At 50.9% G+C, this 22,476-nt stretch carries 29 protein-coding genes; 22 read left to right on the top strand and 7 right to left on the bottom strand.

The genetic code is table 11. The annotated features are described in order from the left end of the window. Positions 1 to 90: 90 nt before the first annotated feature. The 8 genes from BM412_RS12270 to fosB all read left to right on the top strand — a co-directional run bounded on the left by BM412_RS12270 (position 91) and on the right by fosB (position 4,686). Positions 91 to 756, top strand: a complete 666-nt coding sequence (locus BM412_RS12270) for an HAD family hydrolase (protein WP_091218108.1) — start codon at positions 91 to 93, stop codon at positions 754 to 756. Between the two features lie 69 nt (positions 757 to 825). After that, positions 826 to 1,494, top strand: coding sequence for an HAD family hydrolase (locus BM412_RS12265; protein ID WP_091218106.1), 669 nt, complete (start codon positions 826 to 828; stop codon positions 1,492 to 1,494). Between the two features lie 29 nt (positions 1,495 to 1,523). Next, positions 1,524 to 2,024: an NUDIX domain-containing protein gene (locus BM412_RS12260; protein WP_091218103.1), complete on the top strand. Its 501-nt coding sequence runs from the start codon at positions 1,524 to 1,526 to the stop codon at positions 2,022 to 2,024. A gap of 66 nt (positions 2,025 to 2,090) precedes the next feature. After that, positions 2,091 to 2,597 (top strand): GNAT family N-acetyltransferase, encoded by a 507-nt coding sequence (locus tag BM412_RS12255; RefSeq protein WP_091218101.1) that lies wholly within the window; start codon positions 2,091 to 2,093, stop codon positions 2,595 to 2,597. A gap of 19 nt (positions 2,598 to 2,616) precedes the next feature. Beyond that, positions 2,617 to 3,105 carry an NUDIX domain-containing protein gene (locus BM412_RS12250; protein WP_091218098.1) on the top strand — a complete coding sequence of 163 codons (489 nt, stop codon included), beginning with the start codon at positions 2,617 to 2,619 and terminating at the stop codon, positions 3,103 to 3,105. Between the two features lie 30 nt (positions 3,106 to 3,135). Then, positions 3,136 to 3,615, top strand: coding sequence for an SRPBCC family protein (locus tag BM412_RS12245; protein WP_091218096.1), 480 nt, complete (start codon positions 3,136 to 3,138; stop codon positions 3,613 to 3,615). Positions 3,616 to 3,668: 53 nt separating this feature from the next. After that, positions 3,669 to 4,238 carry a hypothetical protein gene (locus BM412_RS12240; RefSeq protein WP_218163143.1) on the top strand — a complete coding sequence of 190 codons (570 nt, stop codon included), beginning with the start codon at positions 3,669 to 3,671 and terminating at the stop codon, positions 4,236 to 4,238. A gap of 40 nt (positions 4,239 to 4,278) precedes the next feature. Next, the gene (gene fosB / locus BM412_RS12235; protein ID WP_371264810.1) at positions 4,279 to 4,686 is read left to right on the top strand and encodes a metallothiol transferase FosB; all 408 of its coding nucleotides are present in this window, start codon (positions 4,279 to 4,281) and stop codon (positions 4,684 to 4,686) included. Between the two features lie 22 nt (positions 4,687 to 4,708). Here fosB and BM412_RS12230 read toward each other — a convergent pair whose 3' ends face one another. Together BM412_RS12230 and BM412_RS12225 are read right to left on the bottom strand one after the other, a co-directional pair. Further along, complete coding sequence (locus BM412_RS12230) at positions 4,709 to 5,083, bottom strand: VOC family protein (protein WP_091218088.1); 375 nt, start codon at positions 5,081 to 5,083, stop codon at positions 4,709 to 4,711. An 80-nt stretch (positions 5,084 to 5,163) separates the two neighbouring features. After that, on the bottom strand, positions 5,164 to 6,570 hold the full coding sequence (locus tag BM412_RS12225; RefSeq protein ID WP_091218085.1) for a sulfatase family protein: 1,407 nt from the start codon (positions 6,568 to 6,570) through the stop codon (positions 5,164 to 5,166). 128 nt (positions 6,571 to 6,698) lie between these two features. Between BM412_RS12225 and BM412_RS12220 the strand changes: the two genes are divergently transcribed. Genes BM412_RS12220 through BM412_RS12205 form a run of 4 tightly spaced genes read left to right on the top strand, consistent with a single transcriptional unit; the run spans position 6,699 to position 9,500 of the window. Then, a complete protein-coding gene (locus tag BM412_RS12220) occupies positions 6,699 to 7,748 on the top strand; it encodes a formylglycine-generating enzyme family protein (protein ID WP_371264770.1) in 1,050 nt (349 codons plus the stop codon). Beyond that, complete coding sequence (locus BM412_RS12215) at positions 7,745 to 8,290, top strand: GrpB family protein (RefSeq protein ID WP_091218080.1); 546 nt, start codon at positions 7,745 to 7,747, stop codon at positions 8,288 to 8,290. Before BM412_RS12220 ends, BM412_RS12215 begins: the two co-directional genes overlap by 4 nt. Next, the gene (locus BM412_RS12210; RefSeq protein ID WP_091218077.1) at positions 8,287 to 9,033 is read left to right on the top strand and encodes a hypothetical protein; all 747 of its coding nucleotides are present in this window, start codon (positions 8,287 to 8,289) and stop codon (positions 9,031 to 9,033) included. The genes BM412_RS12215 and BM412_RS12210 overlap by 4 nt, the downstream gene beginning before the upstream one ends. Further along, complete coding sequence (locus BM412_RS12205; RefSeq protein ID WP_091218075.1) at positions 9,030 to 9,500, top strand: GNAT family N-acetyltransferase; 471 nt, start codon at positions 9,030 to 9,032, stop codon at positions 9,498 to 9,500. Before BM412_RS12210 ends, BM412_RS12205 begins: the two co-directional genes overlap by 4 nt. Here BM412_RS12205 and BM412_RS12200 read toward each other — a convergent pair. Continuing rightward, positions 9,489 to 9,935, bottom strand: a complete 447-nt coding sequence (locus BM412_RS12200) for a GNAT family N-acetyltransferase (protein WP_091218072.1) — start codon at positions 9,933 to 9,935, stop codon at positions 9,489 to 9,491. The two genes, BM412_RS12205 and BM412_RS12200, sit on opposite strands and share 12 nt — an antisense overlap. A 110-nt stretch (positions 9,936 to 10,045) precedes the next feature. On the opposite strand from BM412_RS12200, the gene BM412_RS12195 reads away from it, so the two are divergent. From BM412_RS12195 to BM412_RS12185, 3 genes are read left to right on the top strand one after another with little or no spacing between them, the layout of a single operon-like run. Next, positions 10,046 to 10,552: a GNAT family N-acetyltransferase gene (locus tag BM412_RS12195; protein ID WP_091218070.1), complete on the top strand. Its 507-nt coding sequence runs from the start codon at positions 10,046 to 10,048 to the stop codon at positions 10,550 to 10,552. 24 nt (positions 10,553 to 10,576) lie between these two features. After that, positions 10,577 to 11,020: a GNAT family N-acetyltransferase gene (locus tag BM412_RS12190; protein ID WP_256256276.1), complete on the top strand. Its 444-nt coding sequence runs from the start codon at positions 10,577 to 10,579 to the stop codon at positions 11,018 to 11,020. A gap of 26 nt (positions 11,021 to 11,046) precedes the next feature. After that, the gene (locus BM412_RS12185; RefSeq protein ID WP_091218067.1) at positions 11,047 to 11,499 is read left to right on the top strand and encodes a GNAT family N-acetyltransferase; all 453 of its coding nucleotides are present in this window, start codon (positions 11,047 to 11,049) and stop codon (positions 11,497 to 11,499) included. Between the two features lie 68 nt (positions 11,500 to 11,567). Here the strand turns inward: BM412_RS12185 and BM412_RS12180 are convergent, their stop codons facing one another. Genes BM412_RS12180 through BM412_RS12170 form a run of 3 tightly spaced genes read right to left on the bottom strand, consistent with a single transcriptional unit; the run spans position 11,568 to position 13,523 of the window. Continuing rightward, positions 11,568 to 12,056, bottom strand: coding sequence for a YhjD family protein (locus BM412_RS12180; protein ID WP_256256275.1), 489 nt, complete (start codon positions 12,054 to 12,056; stop codon positions 11,568 to 11,570). Next, positions 12,053 to 13,318, bottom strand: a complete 1,266-nt coding sequence (locus BM412_RS12175) for a DNA polymerase IV (RefSeq protein WP_091218064.1) — start codon at positions 13,316 to 13,318, stop codon at positions 12,053 to 12,055. The genes BM412_RS12180 and BM412_RS12175 overlap by 4 nt, the downstream gene beginning before the upstream one ends. Further along, positions 13,308 to 13,523: a hypothetical protein gene (locus BM412_RS12170; protein WP_091218062.1), complete on the bottom strand. Its 216-nt coding sequence runs from the start codon at positions 13,521 to 13,523 to the stop codon at positions 13,308 to 13,310. Before BM412_RS12170 ends, BM412_RS12175 begins: the two co-directional genes overlap by 11 nt. Before the next feature lie 342 nt (positions 13,524 to 13,865). Here BM412_RS12170 and BM412_RS12165 point away from each other — a divergent pair, with 342 nt between their 5' ends. The 7 genes from BM412_RS12165 (at position 13,866) to BM412_RS12135 (ending at position 21,168) form a co-directional block, all read left to right on the top strand. Then, a complete protein-coding gene (locus BM412_RS12165) occupies positions 13,866 to 15,029 on the top strand; it encodes a Gfo/Idh/MocA family protein (protein ID WP_091218059.1) in 1,164 nt (387 codons plus the stop codon). Between the two features lies 1 nt (position 15,030). Beyond that, the gene (locus BM412_RS12160) at positions 15,031 to 16,224 is read left to right on the top strand and encodes a dihydrodipicolinate synthase family protein (protein ID WP_091218057.1); all 1,194 of its coding nucleotides are present in this window, start codon (positions 15,031 to 15,033) and stop codon (positions 16,222 to 16,224) included. Beyond that, complete coding sequence (locus BM412_RS12155) at positions 16,211 to 17,014, top strand: sugar phosphate isomerase/epimerase family protein (RefSeq protein ID WP_091218054.1); 804 nt, start codon at positions 16,211 to 16,213, stop codon at positions 17,012 to 17,014. The genes BM412_RS12160 and BM412_RS12155 overlap by 14 nt, the downstream gene beginning before the upstream one ends. Before the next feature lie 91 nt (positions 17,015 to 17,105). Further along, positions 17,106 to 18,341 (top strand): DUF455 family protein, encoded by a 1,236-nt coding sequence (locus tag BM412_RS12150; RefSeq protein ID WP_091218052.1) that lies wholly within the window; start codon positions 17,106 to 17,108, stop codon positions 18,339 to 18,341. A 213-nt stretch (positions 18,342 to 18,554) separates the two neighbouring features. Continuing rightward, on the top strand, positions 18,555 to 19,379 hold the full coding sequence (locus BM412_RS12145; RefSeq protein WP_091218049.1) for a helix-turn-helix domain-containing protein: 825 nt from the start codon (positions 18,555 to 18,557) through the stop codon (positions 19,377 to 19,379). Between the two features lie 113 nt (positions 19,380 to 19,492). Next, positions 19,493 to 20,260, top strand: a complete 768-nt coding sequence (locus BM412_RS12140) for a phytanoyl-CoA dioxygenase family protein (protein ID WP_091218047.1) — start codon at positions 19,493 to 19,495, stop codon at positions 20,258 to 20,260. Between the two features lie 59 nt (positions 20,261 to 20,319). Further along, positions 20,320 to 21,168, top strand: a complete 849-nt coding sequence (locus BM412_RS12135) for an AraC family transcriptional regulator (protein WP_091218044.1) — start codon at positions 20,320 to 20,322, stop codon at positions 21,166 to 21,168. Positions 21,169 to 21,249: 81 nt separating this feature from the next. Here BM412_RS12135 and BM412_RS12130 read toward each other — a convergent pair whose 3' ends face one another. Next, positions 21,250 to 22,455, bottom strand: a complete 1,206-nt coding sequence (locus BM412_RS12130; RefSeq protein ID WP_091218041.1) for an ROK family transcriptional regulator — start codon at positions 22,453 to 22,455, stop codon at positions 21,250 to 21,252. Positions 22,456 to 22,476 lie beyond the last annotated feature (21 nt).

Below are 22,476 nucleotides of genomic sequence, written 5' to 3'. Positions count from 1 at the left end.
TGTACAATCTGCAACATTTTCTCTGAATGCCCAAGGGTAAGATAGATTTCATAGATTAGTTTCAATTCGACTAGGATCCGGGAGGCGCCAATGCAGAATTCGATTAAAGCGGTTTTTTTTGATTTGGATAATACGATTCTGGATCGAACCCGAATGTTTGGCGATTTTACGAATGCGTTCCTGGGTCATTACTTCAATCACCTCGAATCGACTCAGCCCGTCTTTGACCGAATGATGGAGCTGGATCTAGATGGCTACAAGGACAGAAATGTGTTATTTGCTGAGCTGCTTGCAGAACTGCCATGGCGAGAATCGCTCACCCATGCGGATTTAGCAGAGTACTATAAACGTGAGTTTATCAAACACGCCATATTAATGGATCAAGCCGCGGATGTCATCTCTTACATAAGAGGGAAATATCGAACAGGGTTAATTACCAATGGGAGAAATGCCGTCCAGTACGGAAAGATAGATCAATTGGGAATTCGGGATGCTTTTGAGTTCATTCTTGTATCCGAAGAGGCTGGGGTGAAGAAGCCCGATGCGCGAATTTTCCAAATGGCGATCGATAAACTTCAAGTAGCGCCCGAAGAATGTATTTATGTCGGAGACCATCCAATCAATGATATTGAAGGAGCATCGATGTCAGGGATGGGAACGATATGGATTCGTGGCAAGCATAACTGGAACGATGCTTTGAAGGCCAAACCATTACATACGATTGATCAACTCAACGAACTGTTCCGGCTTCTGTGACGAGATAGCGGATCGAACCATCCAGGGCATCCCAAAGAAGAAGTTCAACCATCGTTTGGAGGCGACGACGTGACCGTTAAAGCGGTGTTTTTCGATTTATTTGAAACCTTAATCACGGAATTTGAGCAGGGCAAAAGAATGTCGAAGCGGAACTACGATTACAGTACGCTGCTGGGCCTCTCGAACGCAGACTTTAAGAAAGAGTGGAGCCTGCGCCAAGAGAAGCGCATGAATGGGCATTTCGCCTCTTACGAGGAAGTGCTTAGGGACATCGCGCAAGCAAGAGACTTGCAGGTTAATGAGGAATCGATTCGCTATTTATATCAATCGCGAATAGAAGAGAAGAAGCTCCCTTTCCATGCGATTCGCGGTGAGATTATGGAACTGTTAACGGAGCTTCGCAGCCATCCGATCAAGCTCGGCTTAATCAGCAATTGCACGGAAGAAGAGGTGACCTATTGGCCGGAATCCCCTATATCGGCGTTTTTCGATGAGGTTGTGTTTTCCTTTGACGCCAAATGCAGCAAGCCGGATGCCAGAATCTATGAGCTCGCCTGCGAGCGATTGCGTGTCAAGCCTGAGGAATGCGTCTTCGTCGGCGACGGAGGATCCAATGAATTGGAGGGGGCTTCGCGAGCAGGGATGCGCGTGTATCATGCCTTCTGGTTCAACACCTATGTGCAAAGCGAGTATAGCAAACTGCTGAGTCCAACAGATCTGATGAAGGAACTTTGGTAGGCGAACGAAACAGGCGAAAGGAAGTCCCCATGGAGCTAAGACAAATGGCAACGGTATTCTTGTTCAATGACAACCATGTCTTGATGATGAAGAAAACGGGCAGCAGACTCTATCCGCATGAGTTTTATTCCGGGCTAGGCGGGCATCTGGAGCCAAATGAGCTTAACGATCCGAAGACAGCCTGCCTCCGGGAGATTGAAGAGGAATCAGGTATTTCGGAACAGAACATCCATGAGCTGAAGCTCAGCTATGTTTTGCTGCGGGTGAAGGAAGGCGAGATCCGGCAGCAATTTGTTTATTTTGGACGGACAAGCAATAGGCAATACGTACCTTCTGAGGAAGGCGAGCTGCTGTGGGTCGAAGAGGGGGAGCTGCTGAACCTGCGAACCTCGAAAATCATCCATTTTATGCTGCAGCATTACTTCGCTCACCGTCACTCCGATGAGGTGATGGTCGGTACAATCGCTCTAAACGACGAACAAGAGCCGATCATGCAATGGTCGCGCTTGCAGGACCCGATTATTTTCTAGATGCTCGAAATACCGTTACCAATTCTGGTAATGGTCTATTTATTTTTCGAAAAGGCAGGTGGTCGGATGAACATTCGCGAAGCGTCCATTGCTGACTGTGAAGGAATCGCCAAGGTCCATCTTGAGAGTTGGCGGACGACGTATGCCGGTCTGGTTTCAGATTCTTATCTGGCTGGGCTGACTTTGGAAGGTCGCATGCGCAACAGATTATGGGCCTTCAACAATCCCCACCCCGATCAAATTACGCTTGTGGCCGAAGAGGCGAACGGCCGTATTATTGGCTTTGTCGATGCCGGGAAGAGCCGCGAGCCGGATTGGGGCTATGAAGCAGAGGTGTATGCCATCTATCTGCTGCAAGAAGCGCAGGGTCAAGGCCACGGTAGACGGCTGTTCGCTGCTGCGCGGGACATGATGAAGGACAGATCCTACTCCTCGCTCATGCTCTGGGTATTGAAAGACAACCCCTCCCTGCATTTCTATACCAGGCTTGGCGGTGAAGTCATCGCGAGCAAAGAAATTCAAATCGGGGAGCAGTTGCTGCCGGAATCGGCGATAGGTTGGAAATCCATATAAAAGGGAGGGTTACGGCAAGATGTCGTTTCCGATTCGAGTCAGACCAACCGCTCTAATTATTCAAAATCATCACGTCCTGCTAATCGAATACAGCGAGCATGATCGGCTTCATTATAATCTTCCCGGCGGCGGTGCCGAGCCGGGTGAATCGGTTACGGAAACGCTGGTTCGCGAGCTGCGCGAGGAAGCCAATGTCGAGATCGATATCGGCCCGATCGCGTTCGTGTACGAGTTTGCACCGCATCGACAGTCGGGGGAGTATAATTCGGAGACGCCTTGTCTTCATCTTATTTTTGACTGTGCGATTCAAGAGGGATCGGTGCCCGGATTGCCGGATTCCCCTGATCCGATGCAGGTGGGAGTGCGCTGGGTAAGTCTTCAGGAGCTCGAAAGCGTGACGCTGTACCCCAATATGAGTAAGCATATTATGGAATACGCCCGCACGAAGAGATCCATTGCCTTGGTTGAAGATCATCAACTGGACAGGTATGCTTATAACATGTCATAACATGACCCATACAAAGGAGCTGTTCGCAAAATGATCCAAACCACGTTAATTGCCGAACCGGGCAAGCAAGAGTATTTTATGAGCGTTACGTTCGACGCGCCGCGTGAGCTTGTTTTCAAGACTTATACCGACCCGAATACGATTGCGGAGTGGTGGGGGCCAAGACGCTTAACCACGACGGTCGACCAAATGGATGTCAGAAAAGGCGGCGTATGGCGGTACGTGCAGCATGACAGCAAAGGCAATGAATACGCGTTTAGCGGGGTCTATCATGAGAGCGTTGCGCCTGAGCGACTAGTACAGACATTCGAATTTGAAGGCATGCCGGGTCAAGCCGGTCTTGTTGTAGTGACTTTCGAAGTGCTCCCGGGCGGCAAAACAAAGCTGACCGAGCAATCGATATTCCCGTCGCTTGCCGCCCGCGATGGTGTGATTCAATCGGGGATGGAAGCAGGGGCAAAGGAGCTGTTTGAGCGATTTGCCGAGCTGCTGGAGAAGCTTCAAGCCTAGTTCGAATCCACATGAGCGAGTGAGGTGGGAACGAGATGTCGCCATCCTTGATGATGAGAAGTGATACGGCTTATACTTTGAATTTCCTGGTTTACATTCAAAATCTGTATTTAAACCAACGAAGCGGGCAGGGTGAGGAGCGCTATAAATTTCCTTATCTTTCGGAACGAAAGATTCCGTTCTTGGCTGATTTTGAGAGGGAGTTTGCGAAGGTGTGGGCGGAAGCCGCTTCAGCTCGTATAGCCGAGGAGCCCTTTCATGATTTGAACATGTTCAAAGCGCACAGGGAGCTGGTCTACGAGAGGCTGTTCGTGCAAGAGGCAGGCAGCGATCGCCACTATGACGATATTTATCGATCCTTCTTTGCTTGGTGGAACAGCATGGCCGGGCGGTTTGCGCTGGAGCATGCTTTTGACAATCAAAAGGTGTTCGATGCATTGACCGCCGCGGTTTCGGCGAACGGCGGCGAAATACGCAAAACGTTCGAGATTAGCATCTTGTACGACGCTTGCACGCTTGGGGAAGAGAAGGAATTTTCGTATTTTGCGATTATGCCGTATGCGGATTGCTTATTGAAAGAGGTATTCCTCGTGGCCAAATTGAGGGCTTGTTTAAATAAGTAGAGGTTATGCCGGAGGAGAGATATCTGTGCGGCTAGAACGAATGAATCATCTTTGTTTCTCTGTGTCCAGTTTGGAGCGTTCCGTTTCCTTCTATGAGCAGGTGTTTGGTGCCAAGCTGCTAGTGATCGGGCGCTCACTTGCTTATTTTGACTTGTTCGGGTTGTGGATTGCCTTAAACGAGGAGCGGGACATCCCGCGGAATGAAATCCATCAGTCTTACACGCATATGGCCTTCACGATTGCGGAAGCCGACTTCGATGCTTGGCTGGCGAAGCTGGAAGGGCTTGGGGTGAATATATTGCCGGGCCGGTCGAGGGAAGCAGAGGATCGTCAATCGATCTATTTCACCGACCCGGATGGACATAAGTTCGAGTTGCACACGGGAACGCTGGAGGAGCGATTGGCACATTACCGAAACACGAAGCCGCATATGACGTTCTATACATAGGCTTCGCTATTTAGGTCGGTCGTTATTGCCACTCCAGAAACTCCAGACGATTGCCGAAGGGATCAGCCACATAGAAACGCGTGACACCTTCGTCTGCCCGGGCTTCATCGTCGATGACTTGTATCTGATTGCGAAGCAGATGCTCACGCAGCGCTTGGATGCCGCGAACGTGGAAGGCCGGATGCGCTTTGGTCGCGGGGACAAAATCCCGCTGCACCCCGATATGGACCTGATGGCTGCCGCATTGAAACCATACGCCGCCGCGTTGCCGCAGCGGCTCAGGTTTAGGAAGCTCGGTCCAGCCGAGCACATCGGCGTAGAAGCCGCGAGCCGCTGATTCGCAGCCTTCGGGAGCTGCAAGCTGAACATGGTCGATGCCGTCGTATTGGTAGGGCATGCTATGGCCTCCTTATGAACTCAGCCCCGACTTGCGGGGCTGAGTTTCGTCGTAAATCGATTCGTTTTACAAGCAGCGAGCTAGTGCAGCGCTTCATCTCCGACGTCGCGCATCAGCTGTTCCATCTCAAGCGTGAGCGCTTTAACAATCTGCTCATAGTCCGGTGAATAGTAGACGTTGCGCAGCTCGTACGGGTCCTCGGCCAGATCAAACAATTCCCATTCCGGCGGCTTGGATTCATCGCGGGAGCCTGTTGTGCCAAGCGCTTCGGCATAGTAATAAATAAGCTTATAGCGCTCTGTTCGCATTCCGTAATGGGCGTACACCTCATGGGCGCCGTCCAGATGCATCCAGTAACGGTAGTACATCGAGGTTCTCCAGTCCGCAGGTGTTTCGGCGCTCAGTACGGATCTGATACTGCGGCCTTGCATCGTCTCCGGGATCGGGAGGGCGGCGTAGTCCAGGAAGGTGGGCGCGAAATCGACGTTCAAGATCATTGTATCGCTGACCGTCCCGGCTTGGATGGCCTTAGGGTAACGAATTAGGAATGGCATGCGCAGCGATTCCTCATACATAAATCGTTTATCGAACCAGCCGTGGTCGCCTAAGAAGAAACCTTGATCGGACGTGTAGATGATAATCGTATCGTTGGTTTCGTCTTCTTCATCCAAATAATCGAGCAATCGGCCGACATTGTCGTCGACGGAGGCGATGCAGCGCAAGTAATCCTTGATGTAGCGCTGATATTTCCACTGCTTCTCCTGTTCAGGGGTTAGTCCCGCGGGCGGTGCGCCTTTCGTATCTAATTCATGCAGATCTTCGATGCGCATCTTAGCATTCACGGCAGCCTGTGAGCGAGTGGCATAATCGTCGTAAAAGGTTTCCGGCTCCGGAATATCGATATCTTCGTATAAGTGCATATGTTTCTCATCCGGCTCCCAGTGACGATGAGGGGCCTTGTGGTGACACATGAGCATGAACGGCCGTTCTTTATCGCGGTTCTTCAGCCAATGCAATGATTTATCGGTAATAATATCGGTTACATAACCGTCAAATTGCTGAGAAACGCCCATTTCGATCATGACGGGATTGTGATACTCGCCTTGGTCGGGAAGAACGCTCCAATAGTCGAACCCGGTCGGATCGTAGTGACCGCCGTGGCCGAGATGCCATTTGCCGACAATCGCGGTTTGGTAGCCGTCTTTCTGCAGCAGTTTGGGAAAGGTCGTCATGCGTCCATCAAGCGGGTCGGCGAGCGTCTTGACCCCATTGATATGATTATATTGTCCCGTTAGAATGGCTGCGCGGCTCGGCGTACAAATCGAATTGGTGCAGAAGCAGTTGTCCAGACGCATGCCGCCTTCTGCGATGCGGTCAATATTCGGCGTTACATTGATTTGGCTCCCATAGGCGCTGATGGCGTGAGAAGCGTGGTCATCTGACATGATAAACAGAATGTTCGGTCGTTTCGGAGTATTCGTGGTCAATTTGCATCTCTCCTATCCTCTTGAAACGTATCGATAGATTTACAGGTATTGTATAATATTCCTTTGGAAGCGTCTATAACGGGTGCCGATCGCGGCAGCCGATTTCTATATGCAAGGAGATGACAGAGATGGCTGAACAACTGAAGTCCTGCTGCTGCGCAAGCAGAGGTGATGCGGCTATGGAGGCGTCGGCGGCGGAAGTGCCAAGCGAGCGCAGCGAGAGTACCGATCAACGGCAGCAATTACCGGAGCCGGAGTCGGGGTTAGCGTCGTCTGCACAGGCTGACGAGAACATGGTGCTTATTCCCGCAGGGGAGTTTCTGATGGGAACCGATGATGCGGAAGGGTTTCCGCAGGATGGCGAAGGTCCGATTCGCAATGTGAAGCTGGATGCCTTCTGCATCTCTCGTTATGCGGTTACGAATGCGCAGTTTGCTCAGTTTGTGGCAGCGACCGGCTATTTGACGGAAGCGGAGAAGTTCGGCTGGTCGTACGTGTTTCACCTTCTGGCGTCCGATGCGACCCGTGAAGCAGCGGCCGGCGCACCTCAAGGCACGCCATGGTGGCTCGCGGTTAACGGCGCGTATTGGGCGCAGCCTGAAGGGCCGGATTCCACGATCGCGGAGCGGGCAGAGCATCCGGTCGTGCATGTGTCTTGGAACGATGCGGCAGCTTATTGCGCTTGGCGAGGCGGGCGACTGCCGACCGAGGCGGAGTGGGAATATGCGGCAAGAGGCGGTTTGGTACAACGGCGATACCCATGGGGGGATTTGCTGAAACCGGATACCGAACATCTCTGCAACATTTGGCAAGGAAAGTTTCCGGTCAAAAACAATGCAAGCGACGGCTACCACGGAACCGCGCCCGTAGATGCTTATAAGCCGAACGGGTACGGGCTGTACAATATGTCCGGCAATGTGTGGGAGTGGTGCAGCGATTGGTTCACGCCGCAGTATCACCGGGTTACATCAGCGGTTAGTCCTCACTATACGAAGCCGACGCATGCGCGGTCGATGCGCGGGGGCTCTTATTTGTGTCACAAATCGTACTGCAACCGGTACCGGGTGGCAGCGCGAAATTCCAATACGCCGGACAGCTCGACCGGTAATTGCGGTTTTCGCATCGTTAAGGCAGTAGGCGTTGGCGAAGAGGCAGGCGGGGGAGGCCATCGGCAGTGAGCGATCCGATTATTGTGGTTCCTTATGATCACGGGTGGGCAAGCGAGTTTCGGGAGATCGGTCTGCGACTGCGCGAAGCCCTTGGCGAAACAGCGCTGCGCATTGACCATATCGGCTCTACGGCGGTTCCCGGATTGGCAGCCAAGCCTGTGATCGATATTCAAGTTTCGGTCCGCTCCCTTGAGCCGGTAGATGTGTATCGTCATGGTTTTGAACAGCTGGGCTACGTGTTCAGAGCGGATAATCCGGAGCGCACCAAACGCTACTTCAGAGAAGGAGCGGGTACGCGTCGCACGCATATTCATGTACGGGAAGCGGGCAGCTTCGGTGAGCAATTTGCGCTGCTTTTCCGCGATTATCTGAGAGCGCATCCAGATGAAGCGGACGGCTATGCGAATGTGAAAATGAACCTGATGGCGCAGTTCGCGCAAGATCGGCATCGCTACGTCGATGAGAAAGATCCTTACATTTGGGCTATCATGCGCAGGGGCGGCAATTGGAGCCAAAGCATGGGCTGGAAGCCGGGAGCATCGGATCTATGATGAAGGTCGATTTTGCGGCTTGGAAGCATTATTTTCTGCACAACCAGCAGAACTTAAGGGCGATTGATTGGGCGGATTCGTACCGGCTGACGGAAGCCGAGCGAGCATGCATTCGGACATCCATTCAGCAGTTTCAGCTCGGCGAGAGCTCCGAGGGCAAACATCTCATTCATCAGGCGAAGCGTTATGCCGAGCGAACCGGGCATCACGATTATTATGAGGCGGTCACCGCTTTTATCCGTGAGGAGCAGCGTCATGCCAGAGACCTGGCACGCTTTATGAAAGGTCAGCAGCTGCCGTCCATCCGCGGTCACTGGGTGGATCATGTTTTTCGCAAATTGCGCCAATTCGCGGGGCTCGAGCTGTCTGTCATGGTGCTGATCACCGCTGAAATTATCGCGAAGGTCTATTATATTGCACTTCAGCGGAGCACGAAGTCGAAGATGCTGCAGGACTTGTGCGATCAGATTTTGCAGGATGAGGAGAAGCATGTCGAGTTTCAATCGGAGACGCTCTACAAGCTGGGCGAGGGTAGGCTGTCAGTTGTGAATCGCGCCTACAGGCTGGCCCATCGTGTGCTGCTTGAAGGTACGCTCGTCGTCGTCTGGCATCAGCATCGCGCTGTTTTTCAAGCCGGCGGGTATCGATTCCGTGATTTTCTGGCTGCGTGTCGGCAGGAATTTCGCTTATCCGGCAGCATAGCCGCCGGGGTCATGCAAGCAGGGAGGACGTATGAGGGATGATTCGGATTACGGAACTGAGTGATCAACCGCAGGCTTTTATCGATGAGGCAATCGCTTATATTTGGAACCAGTGGGGCAGCGAGCACAATTATGCGTTCTATCGCGACTGCATCGTGCACGCGCTCCAAGCGGATGTGGATGTGCCCAAATTCTATGTAGCTGTCGATCAGGAGAAGGAGCAGTTTATCGGCATTTGCGGCGTGCTGAGGAATGATCTTATCAGCCGGCAGGACCTGTTCCCGTGGCTTGCTTGTCTCTATGTAGACCCGGCCCACCGGGGCAAGGGTCTTGGCAGCCGCCTAATGGCGCATCTGGAGGAGGAGCTTGCAGGCAAGGGTTATACGCAGCTTTACTTAAGTACAACCCTTGACGATTATTATGAGAGGCATGGGTGGAGCTACTTCAGCCAGGGCTACTACATGGATGGAAGCGGCACGAAAGTGTATCGCAAGCCGCTAGGCGGATAAGGTCCAGTATAGCATCCCGTCTTGCTCGTCCGTTTGTTTCATGCCGAGCTTCTTCAGTACGTTGATCGAAGCGTGATTGTCTGCGAGGCATTCGGCGACGATCGTCGCGGCTTGGCCGGTCGAGAAAGCCCAGTCCAGGAGCGCTCGAACACTCTCGGTCGCATAGCCTTGATTGCGCGCCGAGGGGGTGAAACCGTAGCCGACCTCCGCGATGCCTCCGGTTGGTTTGCCTTTAAACCCGATGTCGCCCAGCACTTCGCGGGTTGCGGTGTCGGTCACCAGCCACACGCCCCAGCCAAGCAGCGTCGGATCGAGCTTCAACTGTTCGATATAACGGCCGATATGTTTCTTGTCTTGGATATAGGCTAGAAAATCATTTGCGTTCAAGGTGGAAATCGGGAGCAGCGTGAGTCGTTCAGTTGTTACGATAAACATGGATTCGGTTCACTCCTTAAGCAAGATACGGTTTAGGGCCTATGTTTCATCATAGGGGCAGGGTGCGGTTGAACACAAGCTTTTATGGAAATAGGAAGGGGAGGCTGGCTATGATTGTGATCAAAACGATTACGCCCGACGATGTAGAGGTGTACTGGCGATTGCGGCTGGAAGCGCTGCGTGACAGTCCGGAAGCGTTCGGAGCCACGTATGAGGCATCGGTTGGCACGCCAATGGAATCGGTTAAAGCACGGATTCAGGTAACCGAGGATCAGTATGTTTTAGGCGCGTTCACGGGGTCAGGAGAGCTTGTCGGCATGGTGGGGTTTCGGAGGGAAGAGTCCGTCAAAGTGAAGCATAAAGGTTTCGTGTGGGGGATGTACGTGTCTCCGGCAGCTCGCGGGCAAGGGGTTGGACGACTGCTTCTGCAGGAGCTGCTGAACCGGGGGCGCGAGCTGGATGGGCTGGAGCAAATCAATCTCATGGTCGTCACGGGCAATGAGCGGGCTAGGGGCTTGTATCTGTCGCTGGGCTTCGAGGTGTACGGCTTGGAGCGCAGAGCGCTTAAGTACAAAGGGATCTATTACGATGAAGAACTGATGGCGTATACGATCTAATTTGGAAATAGGGAGGTTGTCAGGATGGTGATTGTTCGTCCATATGAGTCGGAGTCGGATTTGGAGTCGCTCACCGCGCTGATGGCTGATCTGGGATCGCCGTCGACGCCCCAGGATATGAGGCTGCGAATGGCGCATATTGAGGGGAGTCCGAATTATTTTACTTTCGTGGCAGAGCTTGAAGGTGCTGTGGTTGGCATGGTCGGCCTGCGAATGCAGTTCAGCTATGTCAGCAATGATATTAAGACGCAAATCTCTTCGCTAGTCACGAAGAAGGAGTTTCAAGGCCGCGGCGTAGGCCGGGCGCTGCTGGCGCATGTGGAGCGGTGGGTGCAGGAGCAAGGCGGGCATTTCATCTACTTGAACAGCGGGATTAAGGAAGAACGACTGGAAGCTCATGAATTCTATAAGAAGCGGGGCTACACCATTACGGGTTATCGGTTTGCGAAGAAGCTGCAGCGTACGTAATCCAAAATATGGGGGCGTAGAGCAGGATGACGATTCGTCAATTAAGCGCGGGTGAGGCGCTGCCATATGAGCTGGTGCTGTTGGCTGATCCGGAACGGCAGGCCATCGACAGCTATGCGGAGCGAAGCATCTGCATGGTGCTGGAAGAGGCCGGGCAAGTAGTCGGTGCTTATCTGCTGCTCGCGACTCGGCCGAAGACGGCTGAAATCATGAACATCGCTGTGCGGGAGGACTGCCAGGGCAGAGGTCTCGGCAGGAAGTTGATCGAGCATGCGGTGCAGCATTGCAAGGAGCTAGGGTATCGGGCAGTTGAGATTGGGACGGGCAATTCGAGCCTGAACCAGCTTGGGCTGTATCAGAAATGCGGATTCCGCGTAGTAGGCGTGGAGACGGACTATTTCGTCAAGCATTATGCGGAGCCGATTGTGGAGAACGGGATTCCTTGCCGGGATATGATCCGGCTGCGGATGGAATGGTGAATAGCGGAAGTGTGAAAAGGCAGCGCTGGCAGCTGCCTTTTCTCAGGTCAAAGTCTTATTTCAAACCGTTATTTCTTATGGATAAGCCCGCTGAAATGCTTCTCGAGCTGGGCGATATATTTTCCTAACCGTGTACTAATTTCAGACCTCACTAAAAACCTCATTAATGCGAATTTATGTTCATACCCTCGATAGTAAAATTTATAGTGTGCGGCATCGTCTACTCGTTCTTCCTCAATGACTTTAATGTGATGTTCCCTTAATTCTTTGCGAATTCCGGCCAAGTCCGTGTGAATTGCGTTTAACAGTGTGTTAGCAGCTGCCGAATAAAGTGTCTTTAAGGAGTGGTTCGACCTCTCGATCTCGAGCCGATTGTTCTCAACCACCGTCATCATGATCGGTAAAAGTACGGAGTCACGTACCATTATCAGTATCTGTTGAGGGACCTTCTGGGATGCTCCCTTATCCGGGTCGTTAAGCTCGTTGAGCTGATCACGATGCTCGGGAGAAATAAACTTTGTGCCCCAACGGCCATTCCCCTCGAGAAATTTGCTCATTTATAGTGCCCTCCAATTTTTTGAGCTCGCTCACGCGCTTGCCCAGATTTAAGGAGCGATGCGGCGCTTAAAATGGCCGCCTCGCCGAACCGATCTTTGATTCTATCCTTGGTTGCGGCGAGTGCATGCTGTCTGGGTAAGTCCTCAAAAAGGTCCAGTTGGTACACGCTATTGTCTGTTAGCTGGGATAGGTCCACGGCAAGATGAGTCAGTGGATTACCGTCCCAATGTGACATAAACAATTTGTGTGCAGCTGCCAATATGTGATGCTCCAAGCAAGTGGAACTATCTAACGTGGTTTGGCGGCTGAAGCCGCTGGATTTAACCCCATTCGTTGTACCCGCACTGACGGTGACTTTGCGCCCTTTATACTTGTGGTATCGGCTTGTGCGGCATACCTCGATCACGAGTTCGAGCAGGAGCGGCTCAATGTCCTCTAAGGTTTGGTAAAGCACCCAAGGCAAAGCGCGGCCTCTTGTGACCGACTTCGGCTTGCCAAACGCTCCGGCCACGACAGGGCTGGGGTCAATGCCGCGCGCAGTCTGCCAGTAATAGATGGCCTTAATATCGCTCTGTTTGCCCATCCGTTGCTGCATCCGTCGTTTAAAGTCATGCAGCTCCATCCTGGCTAAATCGCCAATCGTGTTAATGCCCATGCGTACAAAGTGCACGGTCATGCGAGAGGCGACCATAAACATGCTGCTGATGGGCAGCGGCCATAACTCGGATTCCATATTTTCGTAATCAAGCGTGAAGATCCCGTCCGGCTGCTTTTTGGCAAAATTGTCCGTTGCTGTTTTCGCCAATATCTTGGTTGGCCCGCAGCCAATACGCGTCCAAACTCCGGTCGAGAGCAGCACCTTGTTCTGCATTTGATTCGCGATGTCGATCGGAGGGCCGTAAAGCGAGACCGAGCCGGTGACATCCAGAAACTGTTCGTCAATCGAGAAAGGCTCAACAAGCGGCGTGAATGACTTGTATATCTCCGTAATGAGCAAGGATACGTTTATATACGTCTGCATCCTTGGCCGGATCACGACGAGCTGAGGGCACTTGCCAAGAGCTTCACCCAGCCGCATGGCTGTAGAAACGCCGTAAGATTTGGCCAGCGGGCAAGCGGCTAAGACGATACCCGATTTGCGACTTGGATCGGCGCCAACAACGATGGGCTTATTCGCATGCTCAGGGTGCGAAGCTTTCTCTACCGACGCATAAAAACTTTGACAATCGGCCAACATGATGACCCGATCTTTAACCGGCATTTCGGATCACCGGCTCATGTGCCAAGATATTGTGAAGCTTAAATAGCCGCGGGCCGCCTGATTCCAGGCAAGTCGCACGTACATGCGTAGGGGTAACGGATTGTATAAGGATTTGTCTCTTGGTTATCCGATCGTTCCTGTCCTGATAAATAATAACTACGGCCATCCCGATATATTTGCTGAGATTTGATTGTAATGATGGCATTCTTATTCGCCTCCATACGAACGTTTGTTCTTTATTATACTACAAACATATGTTCGATATGCAAGGTGTGTTTCTGGAATTTTTTAAAGAACATAAATGAGTCGGTCCTCCTGTCATCATATTCCTTAATTCGTTAGACCCAGCGTTAAATCCATAAATTGAAGTTATGTGGCGAATTATCTTCCTTTTAACGAATGTATAGACCCAATCAGGAAGGAAATCGTCTTGTGGAACTATCGTTTCCAAATCCGAGAAATACTTCTGGTTATGATAAGACGCGGCATATGCCATGCATTATATTGATTTCATGGCAGTATTAAATCGTGTAGGGGGTCTCAGCAAATGTCAACGGTAACTGTAGGTATCATCATGAATGGTGTTACAGGACGAATGGGAACGAATCAACATCTCATTCGATCCATCCTCGCAATCCGGAATCAGGGAGGCGTTCCGCTTCCGAACGGTGATACGATTATGCCGGATCCAATTCTTGTCGGCCGACAAGAGCATAAACTGAAAGCGCTTGCGGAGAAGCACGGCGGTTTGCGGTGGAGTACCGATTTGGATCAGTGCCTGGCAGATCCGAACTTTCAACTTTACTTTGATTCCCAGACGACACAGCATCGTGCTGAAAGTATCAAGAAGGCGATAAAAGCGGGCAAGCACATCTATTGCGAAAAGCCTACGGCGGACAGCTTGGAGCAGTCCCTCGAATTAGCGCAATTAGCTAAGGCAGCGGGAGTCAAAAATGGCGTGGTCCAAGACAAGCTTTTCCTACCGGGACTGATGAAGTTGAAGAGGTTGGTCGATTCGGGTTTTTTTGGAAAAATATTGTCCGTGCGGATGGAATTCGGTTACTGGGTATTCGAAGGGGACTGGCAGCCGGGACAGCGTCCTTCCTGGAATTACCGCCAGGAAGATGGCGGCGGCATTATTGTCGATATGTTCGCGCATTGGAGATACGTGCTCGACAACTTGTTCGGTGAAGTACGTTCCATCTCCTGTCTGGGCGCGACACACGTTCCGGAGCGAGTGGACGAGCAAGGGAAAAGATACCGGTGTACAGCAGACGATTCAGCGTATGCGACGTTTCTACTGGACGGCGGCATCGTAGTTCAGGCCAATTCGTCTTGGACGGTTCGCGTAAACCGCGATGATCTGCTGTCCATTCAAGTTGACGGTACGGAAGGAAGCGCGGTAGCGGGTTTGCGGGATTGCAAAGTCCAGCACCGCGTCAACACGCCGAAGCCCGTATGGAACCCCGACATTCCGAATCCATTCAATTTCTTCGAACAATGGCAGGAAGTCCCGGACAATCAACCGTTCGATAACGGCTTCAAAGTGCAGTGGGAACTTTTCTTGAAGCATGTCGTAACAGGCAGTCCGTTTCCGTGGGATTTGCTGGAGGGCGCCAAAGGTACTCAAATGTCCGAATTGGGACTGCAATCTTGGCGCGAGCGGCGTTGGGTCGACATTCCCGAGCTAAGACTGCAGGAGGGGAAATAAAATGGTGGTTACGTTGCAATTGCCTTTGTCGGGAGGTTCACTGTCTCCGTATACACTCAGCGACACGAGACTTATAATCCCGCCGCAAAGTAAGCTGACAAGCCGTATCGCGTTTGCCGCTGCGCATGTCGTGTGCGACCCGCTCGCCGATAAGGATCCGCTTCATCACGCGCAAATTGACTGGGACGCGACATTGGCCTATCGGCGTCGTCTATGGTCGCTCGGCCTATCCGTCGCTGAAGCGATGGATACCGCCCAGCGAGGCATGGGTTTGGATTGGATACGAGCAAAGGAATTGATTCGGCGCTCGGCTGCGGAAGCCCGGTCCGTCGGCGGCACGATCGCATGCGGAGCTGGTACGGATCAGCTGCCTCCAGGGCCCCAAGTGACGCTGGAGCAAGTAGAAGCTGCATACGAAGAGCAATGCGCTTATGTCGAAAGCTGCGGTAGCCAGGTGATCCTGATGGCGAGTCGCGCCTTGGCGGCCTGTGCGGCAAGTCCGGAAGATTACGAGCGGGTGTATGGCAAAATATTGCGTCAAGTATCTCGGCCGGTTATTCTTCATTGGCTCGGCGAAACGTTCGACCCCGCTTTAAAAGGGTATTGGGGACATCAGGATCTGGATGCAGCTATGGAAGTATGCCTTCGCGTCATCCGTTCTAATCCGGACAAGGTGGACGGGATCAAAATCTCATTGCTGGATGCGGATAAAGAAATTCAGATGAGACGGCAGCTTCCGGACGGTGTTCGTATGTATACCGGGGATGATTTCAACTATCCTTCGTTAATCCGTGGGGACGAGCAAGGGTTTAGCCACGCTTTGCTTGGGATATTCGACGCCATCGCCCCTGCGGCTTCTGCCGCGATCCAAGCGTTGGACGAGGGGGATCTATCACGTTATGAAGCGATATTCGAACCGACCGTCGCGCTGTCGCGCCACATTTTTCAGCAACCGACTTACGCGTACAAGACCGGCATCGTCTTTATGGCTTATTTGAACGGTTATCAGAACCACTTTCGCATGCTCGGCGGGGCGGAAGGAGCGCGGTCAATCGTCCACCTTTCGAAATTGTTCGTGCTTGCTGATCAGGCGGGGCTGCTGGAAAGCCCGGAACTTGCGGTACACAGAATGAAGCATGTATTGAACTTGGCGGGAATCGATCGGTCGACGGGGGGATTGTATGGAGCGTCTTAGTCTTAACCAAATTACGACCGATAACTGGAATATGCGAGAGGCGGTGGAAGGCTGTGCCCGCGCGAGTATTCCATGGATAGCCTTGTGGCGTCATAAAGTACAGCAAGCGGGCTTGGCGGAAAGCAAGCGGTATGTGAGGGACGCGGGATTGCGGGTTTCGAGTCTTTGCAGGGGCGGGATGTTTCCGGCGGCTACAAAGAGTGAACGTCAAGCGAGAATCGATGATAATCGCCGCGCCGTTGAGGAAGCGGCCGAGCTGGGGACCGACGTGTTGGTACTGGTGTGCGGCCCCGCTCCTGACCGCAATATTGACGATGCGAGAAAAATGGTGGAAGAAGGCATCGAACAGCTTGTCCCTTATGCGGTTTCATGTGGCGTACGGCTTGGAATCGAACCGCTGCATCCGATGTATGCCGCTGAGCGCTCCGTTATTAATACGCTGTCACAAGCCAGTGATATCGCGGAAAGGTACGCTGCGAATCAAGTCGGCGTTGTCGTCGATGTTTTTCATGTATGGTGGGATCCGGACTTATATCGCCAAATCGCCAGGGCGAACGGCCGCATATTAGGCTTCCATGTGTCTGACTGGATCGTGCCGACACCGGATCTGCTCATGGGCCGGGGCATGATGGGCGACGGAGTCATTGATATACGTAGGATCCGGAAAGCCGTAGACTCTGCAGGGTATACGGGGCCGATCGAGGTTGAGATTTTTAACCGGTCCATATGGGATGCGCCCGGAGACGAAGTGCTAGCTTTAATGAAGGAAAGGTACACTCAGCACGTATGACAATTAAAGACAGACCTCGCGGATCGTACGGAATCCGTATTGAAATAAAAAAAGGAATCGATCGCCTGATAGCGCTTAGGGAGAGGATCACATGAGTGGTGAATTGCTGACATATGTTGTCGGCCGCGCCCAAGGTGGTTTGGAGATCGGCAAAACCGTCGATTTGTTCCGTCGCTATGCCTATATCGAGCATAGTTGCGTCAGAGCATTAGCGGGCTGGTTTCTGAAAAATCCGGATTGGGAAACCAAAATTGTACTTGGTTACGCTCTTTTCGCGCATTCGGAAAGGTTATATGAATTACATGGCCGATTGGAAGAAATGCGCGGCGGGAATCGCAATGCCAATCTAGAACCGGAATTGGACCGGTTTGGGGAAGAAATCTTACATGCGCCTGACAAGGAAGGCTTTACGGCAGGGCTGATCCTCGTTTTACATCGATTGGAGGCAGCCTATCGCGAGCATCTGGATGCAACCGATGCTTCCGCAAACGCTTTGGAGATTCGGATGTTACGGAGGCTGTTGCAGGATGTCGCCCAGGAAATCGCGGATCTCGAAAAATTGGGACATACAGAGCCGTCTGGAGCCCAGAACAGAGAGGCGACTCGGGCTTGGGCTTGCTATCTCGACAGTTTGCTACGGGTAACCGGCGGTATCGGTGGGATGCAACCTCGGGAGGGAGGCGCCGTATCCAGGCCAGTTGAATCGATACGCTTCGAATGGCCAATGTCGATTCATTTTGATGAAAGGTTGCAGACAGCGGAGATGGGCACATATGAGTCCAAAAAGTCACTGCCGCTTAGAGAACGCTGCATTGGGGAATTCGAAGTGTACTTCAATGAGTTTTACGCGGCGGCTCAATTGGCCACGGTTATTTATGAATCCTGGAAATTGAATGCTCCACGTCAGTACTTTATGGACATCGCCCATCATTTCTGGGACGAGGTGCGCCACGCGGAGTTCGGAGCGATCCGGCTGCGCGAGCTGGGTAGAGAGCCGAACAAAATCAACATGGTGTTGTTCGAACAATCGAGAAACATGCCGCTGCTTCACCGACTTTGTTACTTGACACTGGGGCTTGAAGTGTTCTTCATGCCGCGTAAGAGCGAGCGGGTACGTTATTACGAACAGCAACGGGATTTCCGGTCTCAGTTGCTCGCCGATGTGGACTGGTCTGACGAAGTCAACCATGTCCGATATGGGAAAAGGTGGATCGAATACTTCCTTCAGGACGATGCGCGTACGGTAGAAGATGTCCAAACGGAAATCTCGAATTATCTCGCGGAGTTCCAACAGAATATGCCCGATGGGCGTAAAGCTCCTTGGTGAGAGTGGGAGTTGAATATCCGTCAACATGCTAGTTAGAGCACGTAAAGGTTAAATGTTTCAAATAGACCGCACTGCCACGCTTCTTGCGAGGTGCGGTCTATTCCAGCATTTACTTCTGTGCATGTGTGCAAGGAGAACGTCTCGCTATGAAGAATATAAATACGTGATAACTGCAAATTTCTCGTATCGTTATTCTTCATAGGGGTGTGAGATATGTCCGAAACAACATTGTATAATCTCAAATACGGAATAGATATTTATGAGAATAAACATCCCGAAGGTAACCTGATTAACGAACATCACCATCAGTTTCACCAGATGCTATATGTATTGGACGGTAGCGGAACAATCTTGTTAAGCGGCAAATCGTACGCGCTCAAGCGAGACTGCGGTGTTCTCATTACACCGTATACGAATCATTCCATTATTTCGGATTCCAAATTAACAGTGCTTGTACTTGCTTTCAATCAAGATATGTTGGATTCTGCGATCACGTATGAACTGCTCCAACAATTTTTTAAACACTCCAGATTTATTGCACCTCTGCCATTCGGTAGAAGGGAGCTTCAACAATTGCTGCGTAAAATGATTTTCGAGCAAACACAAGGTAATGCATTCAACTACTTAGCCATGAAAATCTATCTCTCGGAAATATTGCTTATAGTTGCGAGACAGGAATCATCATACCAGGTGACAGATGCAAACGACGTCCGAGCTGAAAAACTGCGCAACTATATCGATAACCATTATTTTGAAATATCGGATTCCAATGATCTTTCGTCCAAGCTAGGACTTGGTGTTCGGCATATGAATAATATTTTTAAAGAACGTTATAAAATAACGCCCGTGCATTATCTTGCAGAAGTCCGGATCGAGTTGTCGAAGAAGATGTTAGTCGAAACGGAAAAAGAGATATCTTCGATATGCTTTGAAGTCGGTTTCGAGAACCTGTCCACATTCTATCGCACCTTTAAAAACCATACTTGGGTTTCACCCAATATCTATCGGAGAATACATACCGATCACGGGATTGAGTAATGTGGAATGAGGTTCGGATTTTACAAAATGAAGTTTCTTTTCGCCATAGTGGTACTCCAATTACTTACGATATGCTGAGCATGAAGTATCTATTAATGAGGAGCTGTTAAACGATGGTGACTGAAACACAGCTGCATCAATTCGAGGAAGATGGTTATTTTATTTTGAATAATCTGTTTACTGTAACCGAGATGGATGATCTCAAGCACGAAATTGACCGAGTCGTCCTTGCTGACGAAGAGGCGATGCTTAACTCTGGTAAATTGGATAGCGGCATTAACCGTGTCAAAGAAATTACATTTACGCCTCACCTGGTGAAAAAGGACGAGATGTTCCAAAAATTTTGCGCTGACGATCGTTTCGTAGATATAGCGATGCGAATTCTCGGTCCTGATATCGCCCTCTATTGGGATCAAGCCGTATACAAGCGGCCGGAGACGCTCAAAGATTTTCCATGGCATCAGGATAACGGTTATGGAAATGTGTTATCCGAACAGTATGTGACGTGCTGGATTGCGCTTGAAGACGCGACCATTGAAAATGGTTGCATTTGGGTTATGAAAGGATCTCACAAACAAGGGATTGTGGAGCATAAGAATACGCCGATCGGCTGGCAATGCTACTTCGGCGATGACCCGGGTACACCGGTGCCGTTGAAAAAAGGCAGCATGGTTGTGTTCTCGTCACTGCTATTCCACCGAAGCGGTCCCAACGTGAGCGATAGCATTCGTAAAGGGTATATTTTGCAATATTTTCCGACACATACGAAAAACGTGAAGACGGGAACAGTATTCAAGAAAATGGTTGTCGCCAAGGATGGTAAAGCACATCTTGACGTATCGCTGTTGAAGGCGCTAGATAATGATGCTGACGCAGTGTAAGTGTTCATTGGCTTAGTAAATCACCTATACTCATTCGTGCAACGAGAGGAGGAGGATTCATGCGTGCCAGTCTAAGCGTACGAGAGAAATTTGATTTCTCTCTCTACCATGTGGAGCGGGCAGTCTATGACAAGTTCCGCCTCGACATGATCAAGCCGTACTGGACGGTGTCCTTTGTCCTTGAGGGCCAGGTGGAGTCGAGAACCGAAGGTAACGTCTATATTGCGGGCTCTGGCGACGTGATGATCTATCCTCCTCAAGTTCCATTCAGTGAGACTGCAACAGGAAAAGGCATTCATTTGTGGATGCTGATCGACATGAAGGACATGACTCAGCTACAGTTTTTTCACCGTTTTCCGGTTGCGCAAGTCGTTAAACTGCTCGATGAGACTGCTTATGCTCGTGTATTTGATGATCTATTGGGCGTTTGGAATGGGGAGCACTCACCGCTGCGCGATTACAGAGCGTTTAGTTTGACGTTGCAATTGCTCGAATATATCGTATCGAGTTGGATCGCAGCGGGAAGCCCTGGGCGTCCGGAGGTCACTTCTGGAGAAGGGGATCGCTTCCTTCAAGTGGTGAAGTATATGGAGGACAATCTCGGTGATAAAATTACGAGTACGGTGCTTGCGCGGATTTTGCATCTGCATCCCGGTTACTTTAATCGCGCCTTCAAGAAGTTGTTCGGCGTCTCCTCGATGCAGATGCTGAGGTCAATGAGACTGCGCAAAGCCGCGCAAATGCTTGTGGAGTCTGATTATACGCTTGCGTTTATCTCCGAGCAATGCGGGCTTGGCGATGCTGCTTCTATCAGCAAGACATTCAAGGAAAGCTTCGGTCGTACGCCAGGACAATATCGTCAGAGCAACCGGCATATGAAGGCTAGTTTTATCTCTTCATCTGATTGAATCATAAGAATAGTCTCGTAACCGCCAGTATGGTCGGTCACGAGACTATAGTAAAGTTCTCGCTTTATCCGGCATTGCTCCTTACGAATTGAATAGAGAGTACTCCAGATTTTGATCGAGTGCAAAATTCGCAGCCCCTAACGCTCCGCCCATTTCGTTGATTTGTCCTTTCCTGACCACGACATTGGCAGATAGTGGGTTCATCGATCGTTGATGCATGACTTTTGTTGCGATTTTTACGTAAAAATCACAATTGATGGGAATAGGGCCGCCGAGAATGATAGCTTCCGGATTTAATAGATTGATCAGGTTCGCCATGGCGATTCCCAGATTGGTTGCGGCTTTCTCTACAACTTCCATGCATAGCTCGTCCCCAGCGTCGGCGCCTTGGCATATCATGTCAGAAGTAATATGCTGCAGGTCAAAATTAGACGAGGTGTAAATGCTAGAAGTTCTCCCTGACCTTAACAACATGCGGATTTCTTGCTCCATAACCGGTCCGGTTGCTAACTGCTGTAAGCAACCGTGGTTGCCGCAAGGGCATAATGGGCCGTTCGGGTCAATTGTGACATGCCCCAAATCACCAGCTCCGCCGATAGCGCCGAATAAAAGTTCCCGGTTATTGAATATTCCGGCGGAAATTCCCGTGCCGACCCCGATATACACAAGATGGGAAAATTCCTTACCTGCACCGAAGCGGCATTCTGCCAACCCTCTGGCACGATGTCGATTCAGAACGATAGTAGGCCAATTGAATTGTTCTTGGATCATTTTCACAATTTCGATATTATACCATCCTAAGTCGTAAGCTCCTTTAATGACTCCTCGATTGATATCCACCAACCCAGGCAACCCTAATCCAAGTAACTCAATGGGGTTCGCATTAATCTGTTTCAAAAAATCGCTCAAGTGATCAATTAACGTTTGGATTGTGATGATGGGGGAGTTTCCGTTTACCGGAATAATCGCTTTGTGGACGACATTGCCCAGTAAGTCGAAAGCTCCTAAAGTCCATAAATTATTGCTGAAATCGGCGCCGACAATAATTTTGGAATTTGGTGTAAGTTCAAGAATGGTAGCGGGTCTTCCACCAGTAGAATACTTGGACTCGGTTTCTTGAACTAGCCCGGACTCAATTAGTTCTGCAATTGAAATGGAGATTGTGGCTCTGCTTAAGTTAGTCAACTTTGCCAAATCGATTCTGGCGACGGATCCGTTAATGCGAAGCGTTTGAATGATGCTTGTCTTCGTGCCTTTTTGATCTTTTCCCACGTTAGCTCTGGCCATCTACCGATCTGCTCCCTGATT

It is taken from the genome of Paenibacillus sp. BC26 (assembly GCF_900116125.1).
Taxonomy (GTDB): Bacteria; Bacillota; Bacilli; order Paenibacillales; family Paenibacillaceae; genus Paenibacillus_Z; species Paenibacillus_Z lignilyticus.
Note: the sequence above shows the minus strand (reverse complement) of the source record. Positions and strands in the feature narration are given on the sequence as shown.